Origin of the sequence: Paenibacillus guangzhouensis, from assembly GCF_009363075.1 — a bacterium.
Taxonomy (GTDB): domain Bacteria; phylum Bacillota; class Bacilli; order Paenibacillales; family Paenibacillaceae; genus Paenibacillus_K; species Paenibacillus_K guangzhouensis.
In genome coordinates this window covers 5,309,777-5,333,409 of record NZ_CP045293.1, presented here as the reverse complement: position 1 = coordinate 5,333,409, position 23,633 = coordinate 5,309,777, and the positions used below count along the sequence as shown (strand labels likewise).

Below are 23,633 nucleotides of genomic sequence, written 5' to 3'. Positions count from 1 at the left end.
GTATGCTCGATTATGGGAGTTTTTTATGTGTTATAATGAATGCATAAAAATTCGGCAAGAATGGATGATGAGAGGGAACAGGATGAAGGAGCAGCAGGACATGGGTTCGATGCATTCGGATTCTCATGTCGTTAAGGGCGCAATGGTGCTCGGACTTGCAGCGCTACTGTCGAAATTGATCGGAACGCTGCAGAAGATTCCGCTACAGAACATTGCGGGAGACGGCGTTTTTGGCATTTATAATGCGGTGTATCCTTTTTATATTTTGGTTGTATTCCTTGCGACAGCCGGCTTCCCCGTGGCGATATCGAAGTTCGTAGCGGAGCGGGTAGCTGAGGGCGACGATGTGGGAGCTAGGCGGATTCTGCGCGTATCCATGGTCTTGCTCGGGGCAGCAGGGATCGTCGGATGTATTCTTCTGAATCAAGGCGCGGATCGAATTGCAGGCTGGATGGATAATGTTCATACGGCAGAAGCCATCCGCTGTTCGTCCTTTGCCTTGCTAATTGTGCCGCTCATGTCCGCCATCCGCGGCTATTTCCAGGGCAAATCGATGATGGTCCCGACGGCGGTCTCACAAGTTGCGGAACAAGTCATTCGAGTAGCGACGATGCTCTTCTTGCTGCTCTTCCTAACACGTGGAGGCGTGGAGGAGTCGGTCGTCGCTGCGGGTGCAGCGCTTGGCTCGACAGCTGGGGGCATAGCCGGGATGCTGGTCATGATGTATTACTATCATAAAGATCGTAGTAAGGCCTCTGTATCAGCCGATGAACAAGCGGCGGAACCTCTGCGTTCACTTGTATGGCGGCTTGTGCAATATGCGGTACTGGTGTGTCTTGGGGCTATTGTAGTACCAATGATGAGCATTGTCGATACGTTTACTGTACCAAGGCTATTGAAGATGTCATACGGGGACGAGCTGCAGGCAATGGCGGCATTTGGCGTGTATAATCGCGGACTGCCTCTCGTCCAACTCGTTGGCATGGTGGCGAGTTCGATTTCCGTATCGATCATTCCAGCGATTACACAGGACCATATGAGCCGCAAGCTGGACAAGCTGCGGCAGCGATCGACGATCTTGATTCGATGGTCTTGGATCTTGGGTGCAGCATCGACGCTCGGACTTGTACTGCTCGCAGAACCGATCAACATCGCGTTATACAGCGATTCGAATGGGACGGATACGATGGCTTGGGTGGCTTGTATGGCGGTCGTGAGCACGATTAACATTATGACGGGAGCGATTTTGCAGGGGATTGGCAAAGTGAATGCACCGGCCTGGCACTTGTTGGTCGCTGTCGGCGTCAAAATTGTGCTCAATCTCTGGCTCGTCCCGGTATTAGGCTTGAATGGTGCAGCGATAGCAGGTGTTGCTGCCTATGGTATCGCGGCATTGTTGAATGCGATCGTACTTTTACGGACGCTTAGACTTCGCATCTCATGGCGCGACCTGGTCGTGAAGCCGCTGCTCATGATGGGATTCTTGTCTGCCGGGGTGATCGTAGCGAACATGCTGCTGCCGGATCTGCTGCAAGGCATAGGACTGGGAAATGAGCGTGTGGAAGCTGTGATCGTTAGCCTTGTAGGCATCGTGATTGGCGTTGCCGCCTTTGCAGGTAGTGGGATATGGCTTGGCGCGATTACGGCGCAGGAGCTGGCTATGCTCCCCGGCGCGAAGAAATATATACCTAAGTTGGAGCGGCTTGGGTTGTTGAAGAGGCATTAATGGAGGGATGAAGAATGGATAAATCAATAACGGTGCTAGGGCTTGGTTCAGGGGATCCGGATCAGCTGACCCTAGGCAACTGGAGAAAACTGAAGTCTGCGGCTCATGTGTTCGTACGTACAGAGCATCATCCGATGATGACACTGCTGCGGGAGGAAGGGATTGCTTATACGTCCTTTGATTCGCTCTATGAGCAACATGACGACTTCCTGGAAGTCTATCGCGCAATTACGGACCAGTTGATCGTATTAGCTGGTGAACAAGGCCCTATCGTCTATGCGGTGCCTGGCCACCCGATGGTCGCGGAATCGACCGTACAACAGCTTAGACAGCGCTGCGGCGAAGCGGGAATTGCCCTGCATATTACAGGTGGAGAGAGCTTCTTGGATCAGGCCTTTACACGCCTGGGGTTCGATCCGATTGAGGGATTCCAGCTGCTCGATAGCAGCGGCATGTCGTCCTCGTGGCTTCAGCCTCAGCTTCATACCGTGATTGGTCAGGTCTACGATACATTTACAGCATCCGACGTGAAGCTGGTCTTGATGGAGCTGTATCCAGACGATTATGAAGTCGTTGTAGGACATGCGCTCGGCGTTCAAGGGGAAGAGCAGATTCTGCACGTGCCGCTCTATGAGCTGGATCGTGTCGAAGGTTATGGTAATTTATCGCTAATTTGGGTGCCCCGAAGCGACGATGAACAGCTGCGTAACCGGACCTTTGCAAGATTACACGAAATTGTCGGAATTTTGCGCAGCCCTGAAGGCTGTCCATGGGATCAGGAGCAGACACATCAATCGATTCGCAAGAACCTGATCGAGGAGACGTACGAAGTGCTCGAGACCATTGACGATGATGATCCAATCCATATGCAGGAAGAATTGGGGGATCTTCTGTTGCAAGTTATGCTGCATTCGCAGATGGAAGAGGAAGTCGGAACCTTCACCGTCTATGATGTGATACAGACGCTCAATGAGAAGCTGCTGTTCCGTCATCCGCACGTCTTCGGCGATCAATCGGCTGGCGATGCAAGCGAAGCGCTGAAGAATTGGGAGCAGATGAAAGCGGAAGAGAAACAGCGTAAAGGGCTCGATCAATCCGCCGTTTCGGTACTCGATGGTGTGCCGAGAGACCTGCCGGGACTCATGAAGGCTTACAAACTTCAGAAGAAGGCTGCGAAGGTTGGTTTTGACTGGGAGGACTTAAATGGTGTATACTCCAAAATCGAAGAAGAATTTGCGGAGCTGAAGCAGGCCGTTGCAAATGGCGACTCGCACGATGAGAGAATCGGCGAGCTGGGAGATTTATTGTTTGCTGTCGTCAATGCGGCACGATTTATCGATGCGGACCCAGAAGAGGCGCTAGCGCGAACCAATCGCAAATTTACTTCTCGTTTTCACTATATTGAAGACCAGCTCCGTATAAATGGTAAATCTTTTGACCAAACTGATTTACTAGAGATGGAAAAATGGTGGCAAGCCGCCAAACACCGGTAGCTAGGGGCTCAAGATCGACCTATTCCCGGACAGAATTCTTCTCTATTTGACCTTTTTCGAAAAAAGCTGTCAAAAGAAGCAGGAATTTACTAACAAAACAAGAATACATAATCGATCTATTTTTCTAATTATGGGAGGAACTAATAATGAACAAGACAGATTTGGTAAACAACATTTCTACAAAAAGCGGATTAACTAAAAAAGACGTTGAATCAGTATTAAATAGTTTCCTAGGCGAAATTACAGATGCGCTTGCTGGCGGCGACAAAGTTCAATTGATCGGATTCGGTACTTTCGAAACTCGTAAACGTGCAGGTCGTACAGGCCGCAACCCACAAACAGGTAAAACAATCGACATCCCAGCTTCGAACGTTCCTGCATTCAAAGCAGGCAACAAGCTTAAAGACGCTGTAAAGTAAGATGCGTGTCGATAAATTCCTGAAAGTATCCCGATTAATTAAGCGTCGTACCGTTGCGAAGGATGTGTCCGATCAAGGACGCGTGCTCGTGAATGGACGAGAGGCGAAGCCAAGCAGCAGCGTCAAAGAGGGCGATGAGATTACGATTCAATTCGGCCAGAAGTTGGTTACCGTTCGTGTCGAGCGTACGGCTGAGACGACTAAGAAGGATGAAGCTGCGCAGCTTTATACGGTGATCAAGGAAGAGCCGATTGCGAAATCGAATGATTTTCCTTGGTAGACATACATAGGGACACGGAAGAGACGGAAGCGTTAATCGCTTTCGTCTCTTTTTGTTTTGGCGGTAGTTATTAAATTGCAGGTTCAAAAAGTCCGATTTTCAGTACCTGAAAGTTTTCGTAGAAAACTGACATCGTAAGCGTTACTAAGGTTGCGTGAAGCTGAAGAAGGAGGAACGGAGTGTAGGCAGAACCTACATGAGTACCGGAATTCGAAGGTGAATGCAAGATTCGATGCCGAGTTACTCCCTTAAAATCTTCGTGATCAAAATCGGACTTTTTGAACTTCCTCTTTGAGTTCTAAAGTGGACGTCCTCCCCATAAGCTAGTCTTAGTAAAGGAGGGGCCATGCGATGGTGGAACAGGTGAAGACGAAACGGCAAGAAGTGAAGATGCTAAATCGTAAACAGCTCGAGATTACCGGCGTAAGCAACGTGGAGAGTTTCGATAATGAGGAATTTCTGCTCAATACGGAATGCGGATTCCTCGCAATTCGGGGGCAAAATTTACATATCAAGAACCTAAGTCTCGAACAAGGCCTGATCGCGATTGAAGGCATGATTAACTCCCTGACGTATTTAGATGCGAACTCCCAAGGCAAATCTAAAGGGTTTCTAGGGAAGTTGTTTAAATGAGCTTGAATGAGCAATTTGTGGCCATGTTCGCGATGTTGGTTAGTGGGTTATGCATGGGGATCATTTTCGACGGATACCGGGTGGTTGCCCACCAGCTTCACTTTCCAAAATGGACCAAGCCTGTACTAGATTTCTGTTACTGGGTGATTGCGGTTTGCTTCATTTTTCGAATGTTATATATCACAAATCAGGGAGAATTGCGTTTTTATGTCTTTTTTGGGCTCTTTCTAGGCGTTTGGTTCTATTTTTTATGGTTCAGCTTTACAACCGTACGCATTGTGGTAATCTTAATGAAGGTTATCAAACAGATTGTCCGGTTGATTCAGCGCTTGGTGGAGATCTTCTTACTGAAGCCAGTCATCGGCTTGTATAAATTGGCAAAACTTCTCGTTCGATTTCTGTTCCTGTCCGCTATGTTCATAGGCAGGATTGTGTTACAATTGTTAAGTCCGTTTTGGAGGTTGTTCAAATTCCTAACGCGTCCCTTATGGAGACATTTCAAAGTTCCGGTATGGGTGAAACGTTCGCTCGATTACGGGACAAGATTATGGAACCGCCTCTTCAAACGTAAGCGTGAAGAATAGAATCATGCTAGAACATCACAGGAGGGATTACGGTATGTCGTCTAGGGTTCGTCAGGAACAACCAACTAAATATGCGGGCGCTCGGAAACGAATTCGGCTCTGGATGATGTTCATGGTCTTGTTCTTCAGCTGGGGGATTTATACTTTCATTCATCAGACGGTGACACTGGCAAGTGAACGCGTCAAGCTGGAAGATAATCATAAGCTGCATCAGGAGACAAAGCTGCTGCAGACACAACTAGAGCAAGAGATTGCTCGGCTGAATGAGGATGAATATATCGGACAGATTGCAAGGAAGACACTCGATATGTATCCGCCAGGTGAGACCCCGATTGATAAGGGAATGCTCAAATAGCGGAATGAAGTCGTGACGTGATATGCGTCTGTTGACCAAAGCTTCGGCATTCGGTATAATCACCATAGCCAAAGATTTTAAAGTATCAGAATCTACGGATTTGTATATTTTTAAGGGAGGATCATTTTATTCTATGGCAATTGAAGTGGGCACCAAGTTAGAAGGAAAAGTGACAGGGATTACGCATTTTGGAGCATTTGTAGATCTGTCAGGAGGTGTCACGGGTCTCGTTCACATCTCGGAGATCGCCGACAACTATGTGAAGGACGTCAATGATCACTTGAAAATTGATGATGTTGTCACGGTAAAAGTCATTAACGTTGATAAGGACGGCAAGATTGGTCTATCCATCAAGCAAGCAGTGGATAAGCCAGTTGAAGCGCAGACTAGGCCGCCAAGAACGCCAAGACCTGATCGTCAAGGCGGACGTCCAGACGGTGACAGACCAGGCGGATTTCAACGAGATCGAGGTGGGCGTTCATTCAAACCACCTGCGAACAAGGCTACTTTCGAAGATAAAATGTCCCGTTTCTTAAAAGATAGTGAGGAGCGCATTTCTTCCCTGAAGAAGAACACCGAAGGGAAGCGCGGAGGCCGCGGCGCGAAACGCATGTAATTCACAATTTCATCATGAAATAATGAACACCGCAACAGCTCCGGCTGCTGCGGTTTTTTATTTTGTTTTTTAGGGTTCCGGTGCTGAGGAATCACTTCGTTCGATGGAGCTCGTCGACGCAAGACAAAAATACCGACAGGTTCCTACGGCATTCCTTGAAGTTCTGGCGATTTGCCGTAGACTTCCCTCGAATGCATCTGCAAATCCGTTAGAAATTCAGACATCATTCTCAATCCGTTATCAATGACTAGCGTCGTTATCCCTTGTCTAGCAAGGGGTTGGTCGTGTCGGCGCTTACGTTTGTTTTTGTCGGAAACTTTTTTTGACGAGCCTACGCATTGTGACAAACTTTCTAAGGTCTCCTTTCTATAATGAGAATCACTCACTCATTAAGAGATTATGAGATTACGAGAAGAGGTTGGTGTTCACTCATGCAAACCCCTAATGTGATGACTCGGGCTTATGAAGGGATCGCCGTTCGCAAATGGACGATTGTATTGACAGGTATGGGCTTCCTGCTCGGGAAAGCAATGATACTTAATGAACTTGCGCCGTTCGCGGTAGCGTATTTCGCAGTGATCTATATGCTAAGGCGTGATCTTAGCGGCTGGCTCGCACTTGCGCTGCTCGCTGGCAATTACTTCTCGGCCGAACCAGGGATATGGGCATTGGCTGCACAAATGCTTCTTGTTCTCCTCATTCAACGGGGAATTGAAGCGTATAATCGACCGGAATCCTCTTATATGCCTATAATCGTATTCTCATCCATGATGCTCGTCCGGTTGTTCGAGCTTGTGATCGGCAATCAAATATCATGGTATACGATTCTGATGGCGGTGATGGATGGAGGATTAAGCTTTGTTCTGACGATTGTGTTTATGCAGGCACTGCCGATTCTGACGCGCGTTCGCAAACAGACGGCGCTCAAGAACGAAGAAATTATCTGTCTGATCATCCTGCTCGCATCGGTCATGACAGGTGCTGTTGGATTTACGATCTATGGCCTGTCGCCAGATCATATCTTCTCTCGGTATCTCATTCTCTTATTCGCTTTTGTTGGCGGTGCGCCACTTGGTGCTTCCGTTGGCGTTGTGACCGGATTAATCTTAAGTCTTGCTGACTTGCATGCCATCTATCAGATGAGTCTACTTGCTTTTGCGGGAATGCTAGCTGGGATGCTGCGGGAAGGGAAGCGATGGTGGGTAGCTGGCGGCATGCTGCTCGGCTCCTCCATTCTAGTGATCTATCTCGGCACTACAACCGAGGTGATTATGTCTACGAGCGAGACGGTCGCTGCGATCGTGTTATTCCTTTTAACCCCTAAATCGATGATTACGATGATCGCCAAATATGTGCCTGGCACGCAGGAACATGCCTCTACGCAGCATGAATATGCGCGGCGGATTCGAGATATGACTGCTGAGCGCGTGAATCAATTCTCGGAGGTGTTCCGCCAGCTGGCAAGAAGCTTCGGGCAAGTCGCGAGCAGCGGGGAGATGGTACGCAAAGAGGAAGAGTTCGATCATTTTATTAATACTGTCACGACACAGACATGTTCTAATTGTTATCGCAAAGATCAATGCTGGGAGGGGAGATTTCACCAGACCTACTCGTTTATGACCGACATGATGACGGCAATCGAAGACAACCCTAAGCTGAAGAAGGAGGATCTACCGGGGTCATGGCTGAAGCTGTGCAGTAAGACAGATCAAGTGATGGAGGCGATGAAGGGGCAGTACGATCTTTACAAGAATGATTTGCATTGGAAAAGACAGATCATCGACAGCCGGCAATTTGTGGCTGAGCAATTAAGCGGGGTCTCACAGGTCATGGATAGCCTCGTTCGAGAAATCCAAAGAGAAGGGGCAGCTTTGCATAAACAGGAGGAACAGATTCGAACCATGCTCGAGGAACTTGGGCTCCCGATTCAAGATATCGATATTATTAGTCTGGACGTCGGTCAGATTGAGATCGAGATTGTTCATACATTCCGAAGGGGGCACGATGAATGCCGTAAAATTATTGCACCAGTCTTGTCTGATATTCTAGGGGAGCATATTGTTGTCGCAAGCGAACGGTTCGGTGCAGCCGATGGGGGCAAAGATGGGGTGGTCATGGTCACCTTCGGCTCGGCGAAGGCATTCGACATTGATACGGGGGTGGCAAGCGCGGCGAAGGGGGGCAGCGCATTATCTGGAGACAGCTACAGCACGGTAGAGCTTGGCAATGGGAAGTTCGCGGTCGCCATCAGCGATGGTATGGGCAACGGCGAGCGCGCGCAGCTTGAGAGCAGCACGGCGCTATCTATTCTTGAACGATTGCTGCAGTCGGGGATGGATGAGCAGATGGCGATTAAATCGGTGAACTCCGTCCTGTTGTTGCGCTCTGCGGAGGAGGTGTTCGCGACCGTCGATATGGCCATTATCGATCAATATACGGCGAAGACCACCTTCATGAAGATTGGTTCGACGCCGAGCTTTATTATTCGCAAGAATGAGGTGATCTCGATCTCGGCATCTAATCTGCCGATCGGCATATTGCAGGACATCGAAGTGGATCTCCTTACGGTTCAATTGGAGCCGGGTGACACGCTGGTGATGATGACTGACGGAATCTACGACGCGCCGGGGCATGCGGTGAATAAGGAGTTGTGGATGAAACGGATACTCCAAGAGATGAAGTCAGAAGACCCACAGACGATCGCGGATTCGCTGCTGGAGATGGTCGTGCGGTGGCACCATGGAAGTATTTCGGATGATATGACGGTCGTAGTGTCGCGTATTGAGCGGCATATTCCTGAGTGGTCTACGGTGCATTGGCCGGGCTCAACTCGATTAGAACGCCCAAGGACGGTGAGCTGAAGAAAAACGAAGTGAGAAGAAGACAATAAAACAAAGCCTCCCTTATATGGTAAAATAATGAGCAGAATGCCGTTATTTTGAAAATAAGAGGGGGGCTTTTTGCTTGTTATCGAAATTTTTCTTGTTCTCGTTCTTACTCTATATTACACGGAATCCGATTATCGCCATTATACTTCTCCTTGTGATCCTCTATGTGCTCGATCGGCGTTATGTCGGACTTACACCAAGCTTGTTCAAGCCGTTCAGCCGGAATCGCCGCATGGCGAGGTTGAAGGATGAGCTGCGGGCGAATCCGCATGCTTCGACATCGCGTTTTGAGCTCGCTAGATTATACATGGCACAGAAGAAATACCAGGAAGCATACAGTCATCTCGAGCAAATCGAACGCGCAATGGAGGAGTCGGCAGATTATCATTTTGAAGTCGGCGTATGTCACTTGAAGCTAGGGCGAATGGAAGCGGGAGAGACGCATATGCACCGAGCTCTCGCATTGAATCCTCGTGTCGGATATGGGGATCCTTACTTGCATCTTGCCGAGGCATACCGTACGACGCAGCCAGAGAAGGCCATTGCGATGCTGGAACAATTTCGTCAGGTGAATTCTTCCTCTTGTGAAGCCTACTATCGGTTAGGGCAGCTCTACGAGCAGCTGGGCCGCGCGGAGGATGCGCGAAGTGCCTATCGTGAGACTTTGGAAATCTATCGTTCCTTGCCGAAGTATAATAAGCGGAAGCAGCGGCGCTGGGCCATTCTAGCACGATTCAAGGGCTGATACGGATTAAACTCTCTCAAAAATGGAAAGGATAGAATAGAGAATCGTATTCATCTTATTCTTTAGGGAGGGTTCATAGTGAAACAAATTCTATTGATTACAGACGGTTGTTCAAATGTCGGTGTAAGCCCGATTGTGGCTGCGGCGCATGCACGTGAAGAAGGAATTACGGTGAATGTCGTGGGTGTTGTCGATCAAGGTGCCATTGGAGAGCTTGGCGCGGCAGAGATTGCCCAGATTGCCAAAGCAGGCGGCGGGATGGACCGGATCGTTCAGCCCCATCAGTTGTCTCAGACCATCCAGATGATGACGAGGAAGACTGTCGTGCAGACGATTCACCAGGTAGTCGAGCGTGAGCTGCGGCAAATTCTGCACACGGATGCGACCCATATTGAAGATTTACCACCGCAACAGCGGTCTGAGGTTGTGCAGGTCATGGATGAGTTGACCGAGACAAGTGAACTGCAGGTGGCGCTGCTAATTGATGCTAGTGCGAGTATGAAGCCGAAGCTGCAGGCGGTTGAAGAAGCGATTCGCGATCTCATGCTGAGTCTGCAGGCGCGCCAAGGGAAGAGCGAGATCGCCGTATTCCATTTTCCAGGCCGGGCTTCTGACGAGACGGTTATGGATCTGGACTGGACGCAAGATTTGTCCGGCATAGGATCATTATTCCGACGATTGCAGATGCGCGGAGCGACACCGACGGGGCCGGCGATCTATAAGGTGATCGAATTCATTCAATATGATAGAATGGGTGGAAGCGATCTTGGATTTCGCAATCAGTCAGAAACGGATGGGATGTTAGGTGACTACGTCGTTTAATGCAGGCTCTAGCCTCGCACCGGGTACGTGGATTGAAGGCAAATGGCATCATCGCAGGTACTTGATAGAGCGTCTGCTCGGCAGAGGTGCGAACGGCGCTGTCTACCTGGTGAGGCGAGGGCGCGGGACAGAGCTGGCTGCTTTGAAGATAGGGTATGATGCAGTGGACCTTCAATCGGAGATCAATGTACTGACATCGCTTGATGCACATCAGAATAAATCAGATCGCCGCATGCGCAGTTCAGCATCGCGGCCTTTTCTGCTCGATGTTGATGATTGCAAGCTCGGGAAGATGGACGTGCAATTCTATGTTATGCGCTATGTTGAAGGCGTTACGCTGCAGCAATATATGGAGAAGAACGGACCCGAATGGCTCGGACTGATCGGATATCGCCTACTGCAGAAGCTGTCGGATCTCCATGAGGCAGGCTATGTCTTCGGCGATTTGAAGCCCGAGAATATTATGGTCTCGTCGTACGGACAGGTCGAGCTGGTCGATTACGGCGGCGTAAGCCGAATTGGGCGAAGCGTGAAGCAATTCACTGAACGGTATGACCGGGGATATTGGAATGCGGGGTCTCGGACAGCTGATCCTGGTTATGACCTCTTTGCCTTTGCTGTGTTATGGCTGCATGTTATGGATGGCGCACGTCTGCGTCGGCAAGGACCGGATCAGCTGCCGCAAGTGCGAAGTGCAAGTGATTTGGTGAATCTGGCACATACCCATATTCGGCTTAAACCCTATGAATCGTGGTTCAAGCGGGCCATTACCGGTCAGTTCACATCCTCGAAGGATGCGTGCAGCGAATGGAAGCAGGCAGCGATTCGAAGTGGAAGCAAAATTTCATCTCCGCCGATTCGAAAGAACACGCCTGGTTGGTTAAAGGGAATATTCGTCGCCTCGATTATTCTGTTAGGCTCGACGCTTTACATCATTCTTCAATTTGATTAGCGGATATAGGTTCTATAGAGAGGGGCGGTATGAATCGATGCGAATGACGAAGCTATACGCCCTTGCGGGGCAAGTCGAGCAAGCGGTGAGGGAGCATCAGCTATGGACTCCTGGCAGCACAATCGTGGTCGCTGTGTCGGGCGGACCGGACTCGGTTGCGCTGCTGCATGTTCTACATATGCTGGCTACCCATGAGCGGCATCGACTTCGGTTGATTGTCGCTCATGCGAATCATGGATTCCGGCAAGCGTCGGTTGCCGAAGCGGAGATTGTGAAGCGAATCGCTTCGGATCTCGGGGTTCCTTGTGAAGTCGCGAATCTAGAGATGCCCGCATATATCGAACGGACAGGGATGAACAGTCAGGCGGCAGCGCGAGAGCAGCGCTATGCCTTTTTGCATGCGACAGCAGCCAAGTATAATGCTACGCATATTGCTACTGCACATCACGCAGATGACCAAGCCGAGACCGTGATGATGCGTCTTATCCGTGGATCAGGTGCAGCGGGACTTGCGGGCATGGCGATTTCAAGATCTGAAAAAAATGTGGAACTTATTCGCCCATTCCTACGTATATACAAAACAGATTTAGTGGACTTTTGTGAAGAAAGTGGCTTACAATATGTAACTGACGAGAGTAATGACTCCCGCAAATATGTAAGGAATCAGATTCGGTTGGATGTGTTGCCATTTTTGGGGCAATATAATGAGCAGATTGCAAAGGCATTGAACCGAACCGCAGACTTACTTCGTGCCGATAGTGATTATTTGGAGCAGGAAGCATCCGTCCAATTAACCGCGATTCTGAAGCAAACGAAGGGTGGATATCAGCTTGACCGCGCTGGTTTCGTGAGCACACATGTTGCTTTACAACGAAGATTTATTAAACTAATATTAAGTTATCTTGCACAAAAAACGGATACAGAATCCGATTCCTTCGATTATGAGAAGATTGAAGCGATAAGGCAGGGCATTCTTCAAGCACTGCCTACGACGTGGATGCTCGATATTTCGGAGCGAATCCAGTGCGTTCGGTCCTACGATCAGATCGAATTTATACATAGACTTGATTCTGAAGGACCTGTATCGTATGAATATCGAATAGAACGGGGGCACGGGGAACAGTGGATTGCTGATCATTCAGGGCTGTTGAGCTGGGATGAAATCGACTACGATTCGGAATCCGATCGAGCGAAGCCGCAGCATCGTTTTATTGCTTTTTTTGATGCGGACTGCATACCGTTTCCGCTCATCGTGCGGAATCGCCAACCTGGTGATCGAATGCGAATCCTTGGATTAAATGGGTCCAAAAAAGTACAAGATATTTTCATTGATGAGAAGATTGCACCGATGCTTCGTGACACATGGCCTGTATTAACGGACGCCACAGGTCAACTGCTGTGGATTCCAGGCGTTCGCCGTTCAGCACACGCAACGGTTCAGGAGCAGACGAAGCGGCTTATTCGAATCGAGCTATGCAAGCAGGAAGGGTAGCAACATCAGCTTTGAAATGTAATGGAAGGCAAGAAGCTTTCATAGTATACATTAGGAGGGGCCATCATTGTTTAACGACATTCAAGAAGTACTGTACACCGAAGAGCAAATTCAGACGAGAATTAAGGAATTAGGGGAAGCACTAAGCCGCGATTACGATGGGAGAAATCCACTCGTGATTTGTGTGTTGAAGGGTGCATTTATTTTTATGTCTGATCTTGTGAAGAGCATGACTATTCCGCTTGAGCTTGATTTCATGGCTGTATCCAGTTATGGCAAAGCGACGAAATCATCCGGCGTTGTTAAAATTTTGAAAGATTTAGATGTGCCTGTAGAAGGTCGCGACGTCATCATTGTCGAAGATATTATTGACAGTGGCTTGACGCTTAGCTATTTGATTGATGTTCTGGAGCGACGCAATGCGAACTCGACACGTGTCGTTGCGCTCTTTGATAAACCGGTTCGTCGGACAGTCGACCTCGAAGCGGATTATAAAGGATTTGAACTACCCGACGCGTTTGTTGTCGGATATGGTCTCGATTATGCTGAGAAATACCGTAACCTCCCCTACATTGGGATCTTGAAACCAGAGGTCTACTCGAACTAACAGCTGCAATCGATGCTTACCGCGGTTCTATTGTGGTGGTAAGACATGCTATGGTAAAATAATTAAAGTGTCTTGAGAGGAGGTTGGGGATGAACCGGTTCATCCGTAATTCGGGTTTTTATTTGATTCTATTTTTGGTCGTGGTGGGTCTTGTTCAATTTATAGGCAATCGCAACGAATCCGCTGTAGAAATACAATATAGCCAACTTCGCGAAGCGTTAGAGGCTAAGAACGTAGCGGATATCTCGGTCCAATATCAAGGCAGAGCCAACTTGGTGACAGGTAAGTTTGTTAAAGTGCCTGAGGGTGCCAAGACGGATAGTTTCTACTCTGTCATGCCTGACGACCCCAATGCTTATAAAGAAGTCATGGACGCAAGTAAGTCCAATGGATTCTCACTTAAAGTTAAACCGATGGAAGGCGAGAGCATTTGGCTCACGTTCCTGACATCGATTATTCCTTTCGTTATTATGTTCGTCCTATTCTTCTTCTTGTTCAATCAAGCGCAGGGCGGCGGCGGTAAGGTTATGAACTTCGGCAAAAGCCGTGCTCGCCTATATAATGAAGAGAAGAAGAAAGTTACGTTTGAAGATGTGGCAGGTGCCGATGAGGAGAAGCAAGAGCTTGTTGAGGTTGTTGAGTTCTTGAAAGACCCTCGTAAATTCGCAGCTGTCGGTGCTCGTATCCCGAAAGGGGTCTTGCTGAACGGTCCTCCGGGAACAGGTAAAACATTGCTTGCCCGCGCGGTTGCTGGTGAAGCAGGCGTACCGTTCTTCAGCATCTCCGGTTCGGACTTCGTTGAGATGTTCGTCGGGGTCGGTGCTTCCCGTGTTCGTGACTTGTTCGAGAATGCGAAGAAGAACGCACCATGTATTATCTTCATCGATGAGATTGATGCTGTAGGTCGTCAACGCGGCGCCGGACTCGGCGGCGGACATGACGAGCGCGAACAGACGCTCAACCAATTACTCGTTGAAATGGACGGCTTTGGTGCGAATGAAGGAATTATTATCGTCGCTGCGACGAACCGTCCAGATATTCTTGACCCGGCGCTTCTTCGTCCGGGACGTTTTGACCGTCAGATTACGGTTGACCGTCCAGATGTGAAAGGCCGCGAAGCTGTATTGAAAGTGCATGCAAAGAATAAGCCGCTTGCCAAAGACGTGAAGATGGATGTCATTGCGAAGCGTACAACGGGCTTTACAGGTGCAGATCTGGAGAACTTATTGAATGAAGCGGCGCTGCTCGCAGCCCGTAAGAATCGTAAAGATATCTCGATGCAAGAAGTGGATGAAGCAATTGACCGCGTTATCGTGGGTACCGAGAAGCGCAGCCGCGTGATCAGTGACCGCGAAAAACGTATCGTGGCTTACCACGAAGCAGGTCATACAATCATCGGTTACTTCTTGGAGCATGCTGATACTGTACACAAAGTAACGATTGTTCCTCGTGGACGCGCTGGCGGATACGTCATCATGCTTCCGAAGGAAGACCGCTTGCTTGTAACGAAGCAAGAGCTTCTCGATAAGATTACGGGACTCCTCGGGGGTCGTGTGGCGGAAGAGATCTTCATTGGTGAGATTGGTACCGGCGCATACAGCGACTTCAAACAAGCAACAGGTATTGCTCGCAGCATGATTATGGAGTACGGGATGAGCGATCGTCTCGGGCCAATGCAGTTCGGTAATTCGCAAGGCCAAGTATTCTTAGGTCGTGATTTCGGTCATGAGCAGAATTACAGTGATTCGATCGCTTACGAGATCGATCAAGAGATGCAATCCATTATTCGTGGATGTTATGAGAAAGCACAGAACCTTCTGAAGAAGCATTCTCGTGAAGTGCATATCATTGCGAAGACATTGCTCGAGAGAGAGACGCTTGAGCTTGAACAAATTAAGCAATTGATCGAGACAGGATCCATTGACGGTACGACGATTGAGGTAGATGAGAACTCATCATCGATCGAGACAAGTCAGACGGTTGAGTCCACAGATACTGCTAACGCAGTAAAAGTGAATATCCAATCGCAATCCGATGCCGATCAGTCGAACAAATTTGGTTCAGACAAGGTCGAAGATGAAAGCAAAGAAAACCCAAGCACAGACGTGCGTAACGATAACGAAGACACGGATAAAAAAGAGTAATTCATCAGAAAAACCGGACAATAGTTTTATTGTTCCGGTTTTTTTCATTTTCGCATCAGCACGTGCACTAGAAAATAGGTTTTTATCATCTCGTGGTCCCCTGCTAAGGATTTGAATCGATTCGCAGCCAAAACCCCGCTTTGTGGGTGTTTTTTGCTGTTTTGGCGCATTGACATGCAACGCAAGGGTGTGTAAATTATATGGTAACTGATTTGAGGGTCATAACGCGATAAGCGTAGATGTACGACATACAGAAGGGGTGGGTCTAGTGGAAGCTTTGGCATTGCAGCATAAGGCGGAACAGAATCGCGAGCTGCGGGAACGGCTGATGCAGTTGAAGAAGGAACGTAATGCAATTATTCTTGCGCACTATTATCAACGAGATGAAATTCAAGAGGTTGCGGATTTCCGTGGAGATTCATTCCTGCTCGCGCAGAAAGCGGCAGAGACCGATGCGGAAGTGATCGTGTTCTGTGGGGTTCATTTCATGGGAGAGAGCGCGAAGATTCTAGCACCGAATAAGACAGTCATTATCCCGGATGAGCGTGCAGGCTGCCCGATGGCGGACATGGTCAATGTCGATGGACTTCGCAAGCTCAAAGCAGAGCATCCGAATGCAACCGTGGTCACGTATATCAATTCATCTGCAGAGATCAAAGCAGAGACGGATATTTGTTGTACGTCTGCGAATGCAGTCAAGGTGATTCAATCGGTTGATTCTGAGGAGATTATTTGGGTTCCGGACAAAAACCTGGGCCACTATGTTCAACAATTCACAGACAAGAAGATGATTATCTGGGAAGGCTATTGCAATACGCATGACATGCTTACACTGAAAGATGTCGTTGAGATGAAAGCGAAATATCCGAACGCGCAGTTCGTCGTGCACCCGGAATGCCGTCCAGAAGTGGTGGAGATGGGTGATTTCGTCGGCAGTACGACAGCGATTTTAGAATATTGCCGCAAGTCCGACTGCCAAGAGTTTATCGTGGGTACAGAGGACGGCACCGGATACCAGCTTCGGTTAGATAGCCCGAATAAGCAGTTCCATTTTGCGTCGAAATTCCTTGTATGTCCGAATATGAAAGTGAACAATCTGAAGAAGCTCGTGAAATGCTTGGAGACGATGCAACCGCAAATCTATGTTCCTCCTCATGTAGCAGACAAAGCGCGTTTATCGCTGGAGCGCATGTTAGAAGTGAAGTAGCACTTGTTCTCATCATATCTATTGAATATGCCAAGAGCCCTTGTACATCAAGGGTTTTTTCTTTTTCCATAATAAGTAGAATCGTCCTTCCACGGACCTTAAAAAAACAAACATCACTCCCTAATTAACTGCATTGTAAGCGATTGCTTAATCTTGGATAATGAGGGCATAAACCTGAAGGGGGATACAAGGATATGACAAAAAGATCTCGAATGCTCGGAGCGGTTATGGCTGGGGTACTCGCGTTAAGTCTTGCTGCATGTGGTTCCGGCAGTAGCAGTACGAGTGATACATCGTCAACACCATCGGACACTTCAACCAATACGACAACGACAACAGATAACAACAATAACACCAGCAATGAGAAAGTCACGATTACCTTCCAAAATATTTATCCTGATACAACGGATCCGAAAAACAAAATGCTTCATAAAATTGTGGATCAATATCAGAAGGATCACCCGAACATTACGATCGAGCTGGATTCGCTCAATACAGACCAACAGAAGCTGAAGCTCAAAACGCAAGCGGCGTCCAAAGAAGTGCCGGATATTACAATCGTCAACCCTGCAGCGCAAATGCAGCCATTCATTGATGCAGACCTGTTCGCTCCGCTGAATGAGATGATCGAGCAGAACGGACTGAAGGATACGTTCCAGAAAGGCATCTTGGATTACTACACATTCAACGATAATGTTTACGCGTTGCCGGATGGTAATAACATCGCTGTCGTCTACTATAACAAGTCGCTGTTCGAAAAAGCTGGCGTGAAAGTACCGACCACATTCGAGGAAATGGTCGACGTCGTGAAGCAGCTCAAAGCAAAAGGCATCACGCCAATGGCGATCGGTGAGAAAGACTCCTGGACGGGTTCCTTCTTATTCATGAACGTCTTGCTCCGTACGAATGGTGGACCGGGCTTCTTGAAGGACGTGGTAGACGGGAAGAAAACGTTCGAAGATCCTGCCTTCAAGGAAGCTGTAGATGCATTTGAGTCTCTGATTCAAGCAGGCGCCTTCCAAGACGGCGTTACCTCCTTCGATTATAATGCGGGCGAGAACTTGTTCAAGACAGGCAAAGCAGCCATGTACTTCATGGGCAGCTGGGCAACCGGCGGCATTGAGACATCCGAGGCAGGCAAGGACAACAATGTTGGCGTATTCAAATTCCCAACTGTAAACGGCAAAGGTAACCCAGATGAGTTCATGTTAGCTCCGGGCAGCGCATTCGCCGTATCCAAAGACAGCAAGCATTTGAAAGAAACGTTAGATTTCTTGAATTACTTCATGCTCAATTATCCAAAAGAAACCTTCGCAGCGAAAGGCGCGGTGGGCATTGCACAAACTGTGGATGGCGACTTCAAAGCAGCTGGCTACTCCGATATGGCCATGGATGTCTTGAACTTGTTCAAAGAAGTGAAGGGCGGCGACCTGGCATTCGATAACACGATGAACCCAGGGACAGCGCAAGCGCACTTATCCAGTATTCAGAACCTATTCGTAGCGAAGAAGGATGCGGCGGAAGTGGCGAAGGAACATCAGACTGCTTACGAAGAGAATAAATAATGCATTAAATCCGTCGATGGCATACGAGGGGGGACGTCTCACGCCCCCCTTTCGTTGTCGACGAGAGGGACGTAAAGGAGGCGGAAGCCTTGAACGTATTAAAAGTATCTGGATGGGTCATTGCAGCATTTGTGCTACCGTGTTTGCTCCTATATGTGTGTCTCGTATTCATTCCGATTCTTGTATCCATTTATAGCGGTATGCTGGATTGGAACGGGATCGGCGCATCGAAATTCATTGGACTCGCGAACTTTACGAAGATGTTTACGAATGATTCCGTATTCTGGCCGGCCTTAGGCAGAACGTTCCTATTAGCTGGATTCTCCATGCTTGTGCAAGTACCAATCGCGCTATTCGTCTCCATTCTCATTAGTCGTTATGTTCGTAGACCGAATTTCCTTGTATCCAGCTATTTTTTACCCGTCATTCTATCCGTGGTCGTCATTGGCCAGTTGTGGAAGACCATCTATAACCCGGCATCGATGGGCGGTATGATCAATCAGATTCTCATTGGGCTCGGGCTCGATTCATGGACGCATTCCTGGCTAACTGAACCGAAGGTTGCGATCTTTGCTGTCATTCTGGTCAGCTTATGGCAGTACCTCGGCTACCACATCTTAATTCAGTTTACTGGCATTCAGAACATTCCGGCTGATATTTATGAAGCTGCCAAAATTGATGGCGCCGAAGGCTTCAAGGCCGATCGATATATTACATTGCCGATGATCGTTCCTATATTCAAAATTTCCGTCGTCTTATCATTCATTGGTTCGCTCCAGTCCTTCGATCTGATCATGGTCATGACGGGCGGCGGACCAGCGCATGCAACTGATGTGATCTCCAGCCATATGTACAATATGTCCTTCTTATCCATGAAATATGGGTACGGTAGTGCTATCGCCACATTCTTGGTGTTCGTCTGCCTGCTCGCAACCGTCATCATCAACTTCTTGTTCAATCGCTTAGACAAACGATACTCGTAAGAAGGAGGCGCTTAACGATGAGCCAATCCGTAATCACTCCAGCTACGAAACCCGTTATCGCCAAGCGGCTTCGTGGTTACTCGATCAAAAAGACGATTGTATTTATCTTATTCGGCATCCTCCTCGTTACGCAGCTGTACCCATTGTTATGGTTACTTATCTATTCGCTCAAGACGAATGAAGAGATCTTGTCCGGCAGCTTCTTCGCCTTTCCAGCGGCGTGGCAGTGGGAGAATTACGCTAATGCCGTAGCTGGCGGGAAGTATTGGAGCTACCTGTCGAATAGTCTGCTCGTGACCTCAGTCACCATGGTCGGCGTTATTTTCCTCTCTTCCTTGGTCGCGTTCGCCATTACGCGGTTCCGGTGGAAGTACGGGCAGGCGGTGATGCTGGTCTTCTTGCTAGGGATGATGATCCCGATGCAGGGGACGCTGCTTCCCTTGATGGTTATTTTTAAGAACGTCGGCATCCTAAATACGCATTTATCTCTAATTTTGCCGTACATTGCATTCCAGACGCCGATCGCAGTCTTTATTCTGAGCGGGTTCATGAAGACGATTCCCCATGAGATTGAAGAGTCGGCCATTATGGACGGCGCGGGGGTGTTCCGGATATTCCGCAGCATGATCCTGCCGGTGTCCATTCCACCGATTATGACCGTCTGTATTCTAACGTTCATTAATATTTGGAATGAGTATATTTTGGCTGCGACCTTCATTTCTTCGGAGAAGCTGAAGACACTTCCTTTCGGCGTATATAGTTTTGTAAGCCAATACTCCGTCAATTATGGGGCGATAGGGGCATTCCTTGTTCTCGGTGCCTTACCGGTTATCGTTATCTATTTCTTGCTGGCTGAGAAGATTACGAAGGGTATGGTCGCTGGCGCAGTAAAAGGGTAAGATGTAGCTATGAAAAGTTACAATTCCATTCATGGCCGTTTGTTCATGATTTTCCTATTTAGCATGCTTGGCCTGCTGCTCATCGTTAGCTTGGTTTACTACCAACGGGCGACCGAGCAGATCAGGGAGAAAGTCAGTGTTGTTGCTGAAAAAAATATTTCACAGACCGCAGGTCTGTTCGATTTGATGCTCAAAGGCTATGACGGCGTAACCAAGTCCCTGAATAGCAACAATGAATTGATGCGATTGCTCCGGGTTCATAAATCAGTGAATTCCGTCGAAGCGGTGAATATCGAACGCCGGATTACGGATATTCTCGGGGTGGTCTTCTATTCGCGCAATGATATCGTAGGCATCCACGTCATCACGAATGAAGGGACCGTCTTCAGCTTTGACCGCTCCATCCGAACAGAAACGCTGGAATTCGCAGGCCAATCTTGGTTCTCAGAGCTGAAGAAGTCGACGGGGGAGATGAAATGGCTGGGCGTTTATCCGAAATCGTTGATGAGCAGCGATATCGACCGGTCTATTTTCGCTTTTGGTCGTCAATTATTTGAATTGAGCAGCTTGAAGCCGATCGGACTTGTACTGGTTGAGACGGATGCCAGTGCCATCGTATCCGCACTATCCAACGCGAGCCTGGCACCTGGCAGCAGCGTGATCATCCGAGGGGCGGAAGGCGAGGAGATTATCCGAACGAATAAAGCGAAGGAGGATCAGAGCCTTATACCGCCGAACTGGCCCGGGGATATCAAACCGAATACCGTTGCTGTTCGTGAGTGGAATCAAGCGTTAGTGACCGCGGCCCGGATCAATATGGCCCATTGGACGGTCATCGGCGTGACGCCTGATCGCGAACTAAAATTAGAAGTCAAAGAGACGCAGCAGTTTCTGCTCACCGTAATCATTGTGCTCGTGCTGGCGGCTACGGTCGTGGCGACGTTCGTATCCCGTTCGTTCTCCTCACCATTCAAACGGCTGATCCAGCAAATGAAGCAAGTGGAGCTCGGGAATTTTAATGGGAAAGTGCATGTCGACTCGTATGATGAGCTGAATGTGCTCGTCGGTTCCTTTAACCGGATGGTCTATCAAATGGATGAGCTGATTGAGCGGACCAAGCTGGCTTCGATTAGTGAGAAGAACGCACAGCTTCAAGCCTTACAATCCCAAGTGAATCCCCATTTCCTGTTCAATACCCTTGATATGATTTATTGGATGCTGGATGAACGGGAGAATGACCGACTTGGCAAAGTCATTCTGGCTTTATCTCAAATGTTCCGATACAGCAGTGATTGGCAGGAAGCTTCTCGCGTGAAGCTTCGAACGGAGCTCGATCAGCTGCAGCATTACTTGACGGTCATTGAGACGAGGGTCGGAGGACGCGTGAAGACGGTGATTGATGTCGAGGAACGATGGCTAGATGCCGAAGTGCCGAAGATGATCCTGCAACCGATCGTCGAGAACGCGGTGAAGTATGGACTCGAACCGCTGAGCCGTCAGGGTCTGCTGCAGGTCTACTCCAGACAAATAGAGGACCGGCTTGAGATCGTTGTACAGGATGATGGGCAAGGTATCCATGAGGAGGTATTAGCTCAGCTGTCGCGTCTCCTTACAGACACCCCGGTGTTAGAGCCGGATCAAGTAGAGGCAAGTACGCGTCGCGGCATTGGTCTATTGAATGTGCATCGCCGCATTCGCTTAATGTACGGTGATCATTATGGTATCCGTGTCGAGAGTGTCCGTAACCGAGGAACGACGGTGATTGCCTCGTTCCCAATTCCTGATAAGGAGGGACAGGAAGCATGAATATTCTGGTCGTGGACGATGAGCTTGTCATTCGAGAAGGGATCGAGCGTACGATTCATCGGAATTTCCCGCAGCATCGTGTCTTTCAAGCCGCCAATCCCGAGGAAGCGGTCGATTTATTAACGAACGTTCCAATTACGCTCGTCCTGACGGACGTTCTGATGCCAGGCATGACGGGTCTCGAATTGATGGAGATTTCTCGCAAACGCCATGCGCATATCAAATGGATAGTTATCTCCGCCTATTCCGAATTTGCTTATGCCAAGGAAGCCATACGCCTTGGAGCCAAGGATTATTTGCTTAAGCCCATCGGCAAAGAAATATTGGTCAGTAAAATCGAAGAGCTGACGGAAGAAATTTCGCAGGAAAACGAGAGAACACAGGAAACACAGCTTTTGAAGCGGAATCTGCGATTTTGGAGGGAAGGACTGCTGGCTCGTTGGGCTGCTGGTCTGGACTTAGGCGGAATTGATCTGACTCCGATTACGGGTAATTTTCCGCATTTCCATTTAATTATGGTCCGTCTCGAGAGCGATTCCAATATGAAGCTAGAGCACTTCATTGTGGAGAATGTGCTTACAGAGTTGATTGATCAAAAGGGTAAAGGGTTCGTCGCAAATATGGATACGAAGAGCCTGTTAGGACTTATTACGCTGAATCACGAAGAAGGATTGAATTCGTTAATTGAGCAATTGCGCAGCCATCTGAAGCGGTATTTGAAGATTCCTTTTCAAGTGCTCTATTCCGGCCGGATTTCAGATGTAGAGGGTGTTCCTTCGCAAGTACAGCAAATGTACAAGAATTCCGCCTCACAAGTCTATGATCATTATGCGACGGGCGGCGAGCATGCGGTGAATGTATCGCTTCAATATATCCATGCGCACTATGCCTCAGAATTGTCGCTGGAGAAGGTCGCGTCCGTGATCTATTTGAATCCAGTCTACTTCAGCCAGTTGTTCAAGCAGAAGACGGGGAAAGGCTTCAAAACGTATGTGACCGATGTGCGACTGGATCGTGCCATGGCTATGCTGCGGGAGTCGGAGCTAAAGGTGAGTGAGGTTGCAGAACGGGTGGGGTACCCGGATGTCCGGCATTTCTCTCAAATTTTCCGTAAAAAAACGGGCCTTACTCCGTCAGAGTATCGCGCGCATGCGCCATGCTCGACTGTATGCCATGCTCATCAAGAATAGAAATCGACTTATGAGCGCCTAGCAGGCGCTCTTTTTATTTTCTCGACTTCGAATTGTAAAGTTTGTGAAAAAGTATTTTTGCTAAGGGGTTTATTTATACTCTCAACAGCATTAAAATAGATACAGTTTATGCGGAAGGCTTGAAAGCATTAGCTCCAAGCGTATATCGAATTCATAGAACATCATGGAAAATGAGATAAAAGAATAAATAACATCCTACAGAATGC

At 48.5% G+C, this 23,633-nt stretch carries 21 protein-coding genes; all 21 read left to right on the top strand.

From position 1 onward, the window contains the following. Positions 1-82 precede the first annotated feature (82 nt). The 21 genes from GCU39_RS24020 (at position 83) to GCU39_RS23920 (ending at position 23,406) form a co-directional block, all read left to right on the top strand. Positions 83-1,726 (top strand): putative polysaccharide biosynthesis protein, encoded by a 1,644-nt coding sequence (locus GCU39_RS24020; protein ID WP_193726604.1) that lies wholly within the window; start codon positions 83-85, stop codon positions 1,724-1,726. Positions 1,727-1,740: 14 nt separating this feature from the next. Continuing rightward, positions 1,741-3,219, top strand: coding sequence for a bifunctional methyltransferase/pyrophosphohydrolase YabN (gene yabN, locus GCU39_RS24015; RefSeq protein ID WP_152395771.1), 1,479 nt, complete (start codon positions 1,741-1,743; stop codon positions 3,217-3,219). A 146-nt stretch (positions 3,220-3,365) separates the two neighbouring features. Further along, complete coding sequence (locus GCU39_RS24010; RefSeq protein WP_018759477.1) at positions 3,366-3,638, top strand: HU family DNA-binding protein; 273 nt, start codon at positions 3,366-3,368, stop codon at positions 3,636-3,638. A 1-nt stretch (position 3,639) separates the two neighbouring features. Next, positions 3,640-3,918 carry an RNA-binding S4 domain-containing protein gene (locus tag GCU39_RS24005; RefSeq protein ID WP_018759476.1) on the top strand — a complete coding sequence of 93 codons (279 nt, stop codon included), beginning with the start codon at positions 3,640-3,642 and terminating at the stop codon, positions 3,916-3,918. Between the two features lie 351 nt (positions 3,919-4,269). Further along, positions 4,270-4,551, top strand: coding sequence for a sporulation protein YabP (gene yabP / locus GCU39_RS24000; RefSeq protein WP_152395770.1), 282 nt, complete (start codon positions 4,270-4,272; stop codon positions 4,549-4,551). Beyond that, positions 4,548-5,135, top strand: coding sequence for a spore cortex biosynthesis protein YabQ (gene yabQ, locus GCU39_RS23995; protein WP_152395769.1), 588 nt, complete (start codon positions 4,548-4,550; stop codon positions 5,133-5,135). Before yabP ends, yabQ begins: the two co-directional genes overlap by 4 nt. Before the next feature lie 34 nt (positions 5,136-5,169). Beyond that, a complete protein-coding gene (locus tag GCU39_RS23990; RefSeq protein WP_193726603.1) occupies positions 5,170-5,490 on the top strand; it encodes an FtsB family cell division protein in 321 nt (106 codons plus the stop codon). Positions 5,491-5,623: 133 nt separating this feature from the next. Continuing rightward, the gene (locus tag GCU39_RS23985; RefSeq protein ID WP_152395767.1) at positions 5,624-6,106 is read left to right on the top strand and encodes a S1 domain-containing RNA-binding protein; all 483 of its coding nucleotides are present in this window, start codon (positions 5,624-5,626) and stop codon (positions 6,104-6,106) included. 449 nt (positions 6,107-6,555) lie between these two features. Further along, positions 6,556-8,967, top strand: a complete 2,412-nt coding sequence (gene spoIIE / locus GCU39_RS23980) for a stage II sporulation protein E (protein ID WP_227793315.1) — start codon at positions 6,556-6,558, stop codon at positions 8,965-8,967. 103 nt (positions 8,968-9,070) lie between these two features. Further along, entirely contained in the window at positions 9,071-9,739 is a 669-nt protein-coding gene (locus GCU39_RS23975; protein ID WP_152395765.1) for a tetratricopeptide repeat protein, read from the top strand. Positions 9,740-9,817: 78 nt separating this feature from the next. Continuing rightward, positions 9,818-10,561, top strand: coding sequence for a vWA domain-containing protein (locus tag GCU39_RS23970; RefSeq protein WP_152395764.1), 744 nt, complete (start codon positions 9,818-9,820; stop codon positions 10,559-10,561). Further along, entirely contained in the window at positions 10,545-11,513 is a 969-nt protein-coding gene (locus GCU39_RS23965) for a serine/threonine protein kinase (protein WP_152395763.1), read from the top strand. The genes GCU39_RS23970 and GCU39_RS23965 overlap by 17 nt, the downstream gene beginning before the upstream one ends. 43 nt (positions 11,514-11,556) lie before the next feature. Next, positions 11,557-13,005: a tRNA lysidine(34) synthetase TilS gene (gene tilS / locus GCU39_RS23960; RefSeq protein ID WP_227793314.1), complete on the top strand. Its 1,449-nt coding sequence runs from the start codon at positions 11,557-11,559 to the stop codon at positions 13,003-13,005. A 67-nt stretch (positions 13,006-13,072) separates the two neighbouring features. Beyond that, positions 13,073-13,612, top strand: coding sequence for a hypoxanthine phosphoribosyltransferase (gene hpt, locus GCU39_RS23955; RefSeq protein WP_152395761.1), 540 nt, complete (start codon positions 13,073-13,075; stop codon positions 13,610-13,612). 89 nt (positions 13,613-13,701) lie between these two features. Then, positions 13,702-15,756, top strand: coding sequence for an ATP-dependent zinc metalloprotease FtsH (gene ftsH / locus GCU39_RS23950; protein WP_152395760.1), 2,055 nt, complete (start codon positions 13,702-13,704; stop codon positions 15,754-15,756). A 268-nt stretch (positions 15,757-16,024) separates the two neighbouring features. Next, positions 16,025-16,963 carry a quinolinate synthase NadA gene (gene nadA, locus GCU39_RS23945; RefSeq protein WP_152395759.1) on the top strand — a complete coding sequence of 313 codons (939 nt, stop codon included), beginning with the start codon at positions 16,025-16,027 and terminating at the stop codon, positions 16,961-16,963. Between the two features lie 194 nt (positions 16,964-17,157). Continuing rightward, positions 17,158-18,528 carry an extracellular solute-binding protein gene (locus tag GCU39_RS23940; protein ID WP_152395758.1) on the top strand — a complete coding sequence of 457 codons (1,371 nt, stop codon included), beginning with the start codon at positions 17,158-17,160 and terminating at the stop codon, positions 18,526-18,528. 89 nt (positions 18,529-18,617) lie between these two features. After that, positions 18,618-19,511 (top strand): carbohydrate ABC transporter permease, encoded by an 894-nt coding sequence (locus tag GCU39_RS23935; protein ID WP_152395757.1) that lies wholly within the window; start codon positions 18,618-18,620, stop codon positions 19,509-19,511. Positions 19,512-19,528: 17 nt separating this feature from the next. Further along, positions 19,529-20,410, top strand: a complete 882-nt coding sequence (locus GCU39_RS23930) for a carbohydrate ABC transporter permease (RefSeq protein WP_193726602.1) — start codon at positions 19,529-19,531, stop codon at positions 20,408-20,410. A 9-nt stretch (positions 20,411-20,419) separates the two neighbouring features. Continuing rightward, the gene (locus GCU39_RS23925; protein ID WP_152395756.1) at positions 20,420-22,216 is read left to right on the top strand and encodes a sensor histidine kinase; all 1,797 of its coding nucleotides are present in this window, start codon (positions 20,420-20,422) and stop codon (positions 22,214-22,216) included. Continuing rightward, positions 22,213-23,406, top strand: a complete 1,194-nt coding sequence (locus GCU39_RS23920; protein WP_152395755.1) for a response regulator — start codon at positions 22,213-22,215, stop codon at positions 23,404-23,406. The genes GCU39_RS23925 and GCU39_RS23920 overlap by 4 nt, the downstream gene beginning before the upstream one ends. The last annotated feature ends 227 nt before the right edge of the window (positions 23,407-23,633 follow it).

Bases quoted from the DNA above. Each gene is read 5' to 3' on its own strand.
- GCU39_RS24020 (WP_193726604.1), top strand. From the start codon at position 83: ATGAAGGAGCAGCAGGACATGGGTTCGATGCATTCGGATTCTCATGTC.
- yabN (WP_152395771.1), top strand. From the start codon at position 1,741: ATGGATAAATCAATAACGGTGCTAGGGCTTGGTTCAGGGGATCCGGAT.
- GCU39_RS24010 (WP_018759477.1), top strand. From the start codon at position 3,366: ATGAACAAGACAGATTTGGTAAACAACATTTCTACAAAAAGCGGATTA.
- GCU39_RS24005 (WP_018759476.1), top strand. From the start codon at position 3,640: ATGCGTGTCGATAAATTCCTGAAAGTATCCCGATTAATTAAGCGTCGT.
- yabP (WP_152395770.1), top strand. From the start codon at position 4,270: ATGGTGGAACAGGTGAAGACGAAACGGCAAGAAGTGAAGATGCTAAAT.
- yabQ (WP_152395769.1), top strand. From the start codon at position 4,548: ATGAGCTTGAATGAGCAATTTGTGGCCATGTTCGCGATGTTGGTTAGT.
- GCU39_RS23990 (WP_193726603.1), top strand. From the start codon at position 5,170: ATGTCGTCTAGGGTTCGTCAGGAACAACCAACTAAATATGCGGGCGCT.
- GCU39_RS23985 (WP_152395767.1), top strand. From the start codon at position 5,624: ATGGCAATTGAAGTGGGCACCAAGTTAGAAGGAAAAGTGACAGGGATT.
- spoIIE (WP_227793315.1), top strand. From the start codon at position 6,556: ATGACTCGGGCTTATGAAGGGATCGCCGTTCGCAAATGGACGATTGTA.
- tilS (WP_227793314.1), top strand. From the start codon at position 11,557: ATGACGAAGCTATACGCCCTTGCGGGGCAAGTCGAGCAAGCGGTGAGG.
- ftsH (WP_152395760.1), top strand. From the start codon at position 13,702: ATGAACCGGTTCATCCGTAATTCGGGTTTTTATTTGATTCTATTTTTG.
- GCU39_RS23940 (WP_152395758.1), top strand. From the start codon at position 17,158: ATGACAAAAAGATCTCGAATGCTCGGAGCGGTTATGGCTGGGGTACTC.
- GCU39_RS23930 (WP_193726602.1), top strand. From the start codon at position 19,529: ATGAGCCAATCCGTAATCACTCCAGCTACGAAACCCGTTATCGCCAAG.
- GCU39_RS23925 (WP_152395756.1), top strand. From the start codon at position 20,420: ATGAAAAGTTACAATTCCATTCATGGCCGTTTGTTCATGATTTTCCTA.
- GCU39_RS23920 (WP_152395755.1), top strand. From the start codon at position 22,213: ATGAATATTCTGGTCGTGGACGATGAGCTTGTCATTCGAGAAGGGATC.